The sequence below is a fragment of the Polaribacter sp. NJDZ03 genome (genome assembly GCF_019263805.1).
Taxonomy (GTDB): Bacteria; Bacteroidota; Bacteroidia; order Flavobacteriales; family Flavobacteriaceae; genus Polaribacter.
This window is the reverse complement of record NZ_CP079195.1, coordinates 2,393,958-2,400,000: the sequence shown is the minus strand read 5'-3', so window position 1 is coordinate 2,400,000 and position 6,043 is coordinate 2,393,958. Positions and strand designations below refer to the sequence as shown.

4 protein-coding genes (1 of these 4 running past the window's edge) are annotated in these 6,043 nt (G+C 29.2%); 3 read left to right on the top strand and 1 reads right to left on the bottom strand.

What is annotated here, in order from left to right:
- On the bottom strand, positions 1 to 757 hold the 5' portion of the coding sequence (locus tag KV700_RS10130) for a nitrilase family protein (protein ID WP_218597824.1). It extends 26 nt beyond the left edge of the window; the window shows 757 of its 783 coding nt (coding positions 1-757); it begins with the start codon at positions 755 to 757; its stop codon lies beyond the left edge, outside the window.
- Positions 758 to 905: 148 nt separating this feature from the next.
- Between KV700_RS10130 and KV700_RS10125 the strand changes: the two genes are divergently transcribed.
- From KV700_RS10125 to KV700_RS10115, 3 genes are all read left to right on the top strand, one after another.
- Positions 906 to 3,644 carry a PD-(D/E)XK nuclease family protein gene (locus KV700_RS10125; protein WP_218597823.1) on the top strand — a complete coding sequence of 913 codons (2,739 nt, stop codon included), beginning with the start codon at positions 906 to 908 and terminating at the stop codon, positions 3,642 to 3,644.
- Between the two features lie 148 nt (positions 3,645 to 3,792).
- On the top strand, positions 3,793 to 5,127 hold the full coding sequence (locus KV700_RS10120; protein ID WP_218597822.1) for an MATE family efflux transporter: 1,335 nt from the start codon (positions 3,793 to 3,795) through the stop codon (positions 5,125 to 5,127).
- Positions 5,128 to 5,275: 148 nt separating this feature from the next.
- Complete coding sequence (locus KV700_RS10115) at positions 5,276 to 6,043, top strand: enoyl-CoA hydratase/isomerase family protein (protein WP_218597821.1); 768 nt, start codon at positions 5,276 to 5,278, stop codon at positions 6,041 to 6,043.

Genomic DNA, 6,043 nt, shown 5'->3' with positions numbered 1-6,043 from the left:
TATCATTTAAAAAACCCATTTTTTTCCTATTGTAATCTTGATCTGTTTTAACTAAACTTGACTTTATAATTCCTACTTCATTATTTTTAAGCTTAGAAGTTTCTTCACCAAAAAAATTAACAATTAGTGAGTTTCCAGTATATTCATAATTATTAGCGTCTTTTCCGGTTCTATTTATTCCAATAACATAAGTCATGTTTTCTATTGCACGTGCTTTTAATAGCGTATACCATGCTTTTATTCTAATAGTAGGCCAATTTGCCACAAATATTAATAGATCGTAATTTTCTGTATTTCTAGCCCATATAGGGAAACGTAGATCATAACATATCAAAGGACAAATTTTCCATCCTTTGTAATTTACAATTAGTTTTTCTGTTCCTGAAGTGTATACTTTATCCTCTGCTGCTAAAGTAAAAGAATGTCGTTTATTATAGGTTTCTATTTTGCCTGATGGATGTATAAAGACCAAACGATTGTAGAAATTCCCTTGCTCAGAAATCACTAAACTTCCACAAATCGCAAAATTATTTTCTGTAGCCATTTTAAGCATCCAAGAAATGGATTTACCATCCATTTTCTCTGCTACTTTTTTTGGATTCATGGTAAAACCAGAAGTAAACATTTCTGGTAACACTACTAAATCTGTATTTTTAGACAGTGTATTTATTTTTTGTTCAAAAAAAGTAAGATTCTTGGCTGGATTTTCCCAAGCTAAATCTGACTGAATACCAACTATGTTTAATTCATTTTGCATTTTTTTATTCTTAAAATTAAAAATTTGATTACTCAAAAATAGGATAAAAATTGTAATTTGGTATTTCATATGAACCTCTCAATTTCGCTTTTTGTAGACAGTTTTTTCTAAATGTCTGTTTTAACGGAGTTGAGACCTACTTTAAACTATGCAATCTTTTATTTCTACTACAATAGAGACTATTTTAAAAACAACAAAATCTTTTGAAGATGTCATTTTTGTACTTCCTTCTCAAAGAGCAAAAGTGTTTGTAAAACAAACCTTTAAAGATAAAATTACCGTTGGTTTTTTACCGGAAATTATAAATGTAGAGCAGTTTATCAACAAAATTTCTGGAATTGAAAAGGCTGATAGCATTCAGTTATTATTTTATTTTTATACTATTTATAAGGGTATTGAGAAAGAACCTGTAACTTTTGATGTGTTTGCTTCTTGGGCTTTTACGGTTATTCAAGATTTTAACGAAATAGATCAGCACTTAATAGCAACTAAAGACATTTTTCATTATTTGAGAGATATTCAGCGTTTAAAGAAATGGTCTGTAGAAGGAGAGTTTAAAGAAACCGAATTAATGAAAGATCATTATTTGTTTCTTGAAAAACTAAATACTTATTACAATGCTTTTTATCAATTTTTAAAAGAAAATAATATTGGGTATCAAGGTTTAATTTATAGAGAGTCTTGTAAAAAAATAGATTCTTTTTTAGAAAAAAACAGCGATAAAAAATTCTTCTTCATTGGATTTAATGCCTTAAATGCAGCAGAAGAATTATTATTTCAAAAAGTTTTAGAAATTGGAAATTCAGAAATTTATTGGGATATTGATGAATCTTTTTTTAAATCTAATCATCAAGCAGGTAAATTTATAAGAAGATATAAAAAGGAGTGGAGATATTATGAGAAAAATGATATAAAAACCTTAGGTGACACATTTTCTGCACCTAAAAATATAGAGGTTATTGGAGCTTCTAAAAATACCACTCAAATTAAATATGCAGGTGAAATTTTAGAGAAAATTACAGATTTTAAAAATACGGCTTTGGTTTTAGCAGATGAAACATTGTTGCCAATTACGTTAAATTCTTTGCCCAAAAATATTAATGCGATTAACATTACTATGGGGTACCCATTAAAAGATGTACCTACAACCAACTTATTGTTTTCTATATTTCAATTGTTTATTTCTCAAGATAAATTGCAAAAATCAATTGTAAATGAGTTTTATTATAAAGACGTTATTCGGTTTTTAAAACATCAATCTATTTATAGATTGATTCCAGAAATAGATACATTTTCAGATAATATTGCAAAGCATAATCAGACCTTTATCAATCAGAATGATATTCATAAATTATTAGAAAATTCAGAAGTAGCATTAAAACAGGTGTTGGTTTCAATATTTAGCTCTTATGCTTCCGTAGATGAATTTATAGACAGAATTTTAAACTTAATAAACTATTTAAAAGAAGATGTTAGCGATTTAGAAAAAGAATATTTATTCAGATTTTACACCACATTTACGCAGTTAAAAACATTGCAAAATGAGTTTAAATATTTCCCTGATTTAAAAACATTAGCTCTTTTTTTTAGACAATTAATTTCTTCTGAAAGTTTATCCTTTCAAGGAGAACCATTAAGAGGTTTGCAATTAATGGGAATGTTAGAAACCCGTGTTTTAGATTTTGAAAATATTATTTTAGTTTCTACCAACGAAGGAGTTTTACCAGCTAGTAGTCAGCAAAATTCTTTTATTCCTTTTGATGTAAAAGTAGAATTTGGTTTGCCAACCTATAGAGAAAAAGATGCTATTTTTTCGTATCACTTTTTTAGATTAATGCAAAGAGCAAAAAACGTTTTTATCATTTATAATACAGAACACGACGTTTTAGGAAGTGGAGAGAAAAGTAGGTTTGTTACGCAATTAGAAATGATGCGAACAGATGTAATTCAGAAAACTGTTGCTCCTAAAGTTGTGAATCAAAAAGTTGAATTAAAAGAAATTAAGAAGGATGAAACCGTTTTAGAAAAATTGAAGGAATTGGCTGAAAAAGGAATTTCTCCTTCTGCATTAACCAATTATTTATACAATCCGATTTCGTTTTATAAGCAAAAAATAATCAAATTAAAAGAGTTTGAAGATGTAGAGGAAACCGTTGCTTATAATACTTTAGGTACAGTTGTTCATGAAGCTTTAGATGAATTATATGTGCCTTTTGTGGGGAAGTTTTTACAAACAGAAGACATCGATTTAATGCGTACAAAATCGAAAGATTTAGTAGTGAAACATTTTAAGAAAGCTTTTAAAAATGGAGATATTTCTACAGGAAGAAATCGCTTAATTTTTGAAGTTGCAAATAGATTCGTTAATAATTTTTTATCACAAGAGAAGGACTTGTTAAAAGACAAGAACAATCAATTAAAGATTATTGCTACAGAAGAAAATTTATCAACAGAAATAGAAATTGAAGGAATTGATTTTCCTATAAAAATTCACGGTCTGGTAGATAGAGTAGATCAGTTAAATGGTGTTTTGCGTATTATCGATTATAAAACTGGTATGGTAAGCGGTGCAGATTTACGTGTGGTAGAATTCGAAAGGTTAAGAGAAAAAGAGCAACATAAAGCCATTCAAGTACTATTATACGCTTATTTGTACACAAAAAGTAAAAAGTATGATTTTAAGAAACCTTTAGAAGGTGGTATTTATTCTTTTAAGAACTTAAATAATGGTTTTTTATCGATTAACTTTTCATCAAATTATAGAAAACCCGATGTAGAAATTACCGAAGAAAAATTAGAAGAATTTATTGTTGAGATAAAAACCTATATTAAAGAGATGTACACGCTAGAGGTTGATTTTATTGAACCGGCAGATTTAAGGTATTAAAACTTTTTTTTGCTGTTACCACCAGATACAGGTTTTCTTTTATAAGTTCTCGTTCATTACTCATAATGGAATTGGATTTTATCTTGAACGTATTATAAAGGCTACAATCTTTAACGCAAATGTAATTACCTTTGCAAAAAATAATTTTTTGAGCACAACTATTACTTTAAAGAATATTAATAAGTTAGCAATTCCTGCTTTAATTGCAGGTATTGCAGAACCATTATTATCTATTACAGACACAGCAATTATTGGTAACATTTCTGAAAACGCAACAGAAAGTTTGGCAGCTGTTGGCATTGTAGGCGCATTTATTTCTATGTTAATTTGGGTTTTCGGACAAATTAGAAGTGCTATTTCTTCTATTGTTTCTCAATATGTAGGCGCTAATAAATTAGAGGAAGTAAAAGGTTTACCAGCGCAGGCTATTGCCATTATAGTTTTTGGAAGTTTAGTAATATTGGCAATTTCGTATCCATTTTCAAAAGAAATTTTTCAATTTTATAATGCATCCGGAACCGTTTTAGAATATTGTGTTACCTATTTTAAAATACGAATATTTGGATTTCCATTTTCACTTTTCGTATTTGCTGTTTTTGGCATTTTTAGAGGTTTACAAAATACTTATTACCCAATGATTATTGCAATTATAGGGGCTTTGTTAAATGTTTTTTTAGACATTATTTTAGTATACGGAATTGAGGGCTATATACCAGCCATGAATATTGAAGGTGCTGCATATGCAAGTATTATTGCGCAAATTACAATGGCTATTATTGCTCTTGTTTTGTTGCTGAAAAAAACGGCTATTTCATTGAGGATTTCGTTTGAAGTTCATTCAGAAATTCCACGATTATTAGGGATGATTGGCAATCTTTTTGTAAGAACTATTGCCTTAAATACCGCTTTGTACCTTGCAACTTCTTATGCCACAGATTATGGTAAAGAATATATTGCCGCCTACACTATTGGTATTAATATTTGGTTGTTAGGTGCTTTTATGGTAGACGGATATGCTAGTGCAGGAAATATATTATCCGGAAAATTTTTAGGAGCAAAAGATTATACTTCTTTGGTAGAACTAAGTAATAAACTTTTAAAATATGGATTGGCAATAGGAGTACTTATTGGTATGGTTGGTTTTATTTTTTATAATTTCATCGGACAAATTTTTACAAAAGAGCCCGCTGTTTTAGAGCAGTTTTACAATGTTTTTTGGATTGTTTTATTAATGCAACCTATAAATGCCATCTCTTTTATTTTTGATGGAATGTTTAAAGGAATGGGAGAAATGAAATATTTAAGAAACCTCTTACTTCTTTCTACTGCATTGGTATTTATACCGACATTATTGATTTTTGATTATTTCGATTTAAAATTAATTGCAATTTGGATTGCCTTTACACTTTGGATGATTGCAAGAGGTTTACCGTTAATTATTAGATTTAGAAAGAAGTTTATACCTTTAGTAGTCAACGAATAATTTTTACGTGTCATTCCGAAATGAGCTTTTTAGCGATTGAGGAATCTTATTTTTTAATTTCTTTAATTGATTTTCTAAAGATTAAAAAGTCTCATTCAAAAAAGACATTCAAAATAAAATCCACTATTTTTACAAAAAGATACATTCTATGAGCACTACAAGACAAAACGGAAGTTTATATACGAGTATTCAAAATAATATTGCAACGATTGAATTTGGACATCCTGCAAGTAATTCTTTTCCGAGTGAATTATTAGGAAGATTGAGTAAAGAACTAATTTTAGTTGGGCGTAATGAAGACGTATCTGTTATTATTTTAAAGTCTGAAGGAGAAAAAGCATTTTGTGCAGGTGCTTCTTTTGATGAATTAGTGGCTATTTCTAATTTAGAAGAAGGAAAACAATTTTTTTCTGGCTTTGCAAACGTAATAAATGCGATGCGAACTTGTGGAAAATTAATTATTGGTAGCATTCAAGGAAAAACCGTTGGAGGTGGTGTTGGTTTAGCAGCAGCTTGCGATTACGTTTTGGCAACCGAAAACGCGGCGATAAAATTATCTGAATTTACCATAGGAATTGGACCTTTTGTAATTGAGCCAGCAGTAAGTAGAAAAATAGGTGTTTCTGGTACTGCAGAACTTACTTTAGATGCTACTAATTGGAAAAATGCATACTGGGCAAAAGAAAAGGGTTTGTATGCTAAGGTTTTTGAAACTCAAAAAGAATTAGAGGAAGAAGTAGAATTATTCTCAGAAAAATTAGCGTCTTATAATCCGGAAGCATTAACAGAAATGAAAAAAGTACTGTGGCAAGGCACAGAAAATTGGACTGATTTATTAGCAGAAAGAGCGGCTATTTCTGGTGAATTAGTTTTGTCTGATTTTACTAAAAAGGCACTAAAAAAGTTTGTAAAATAA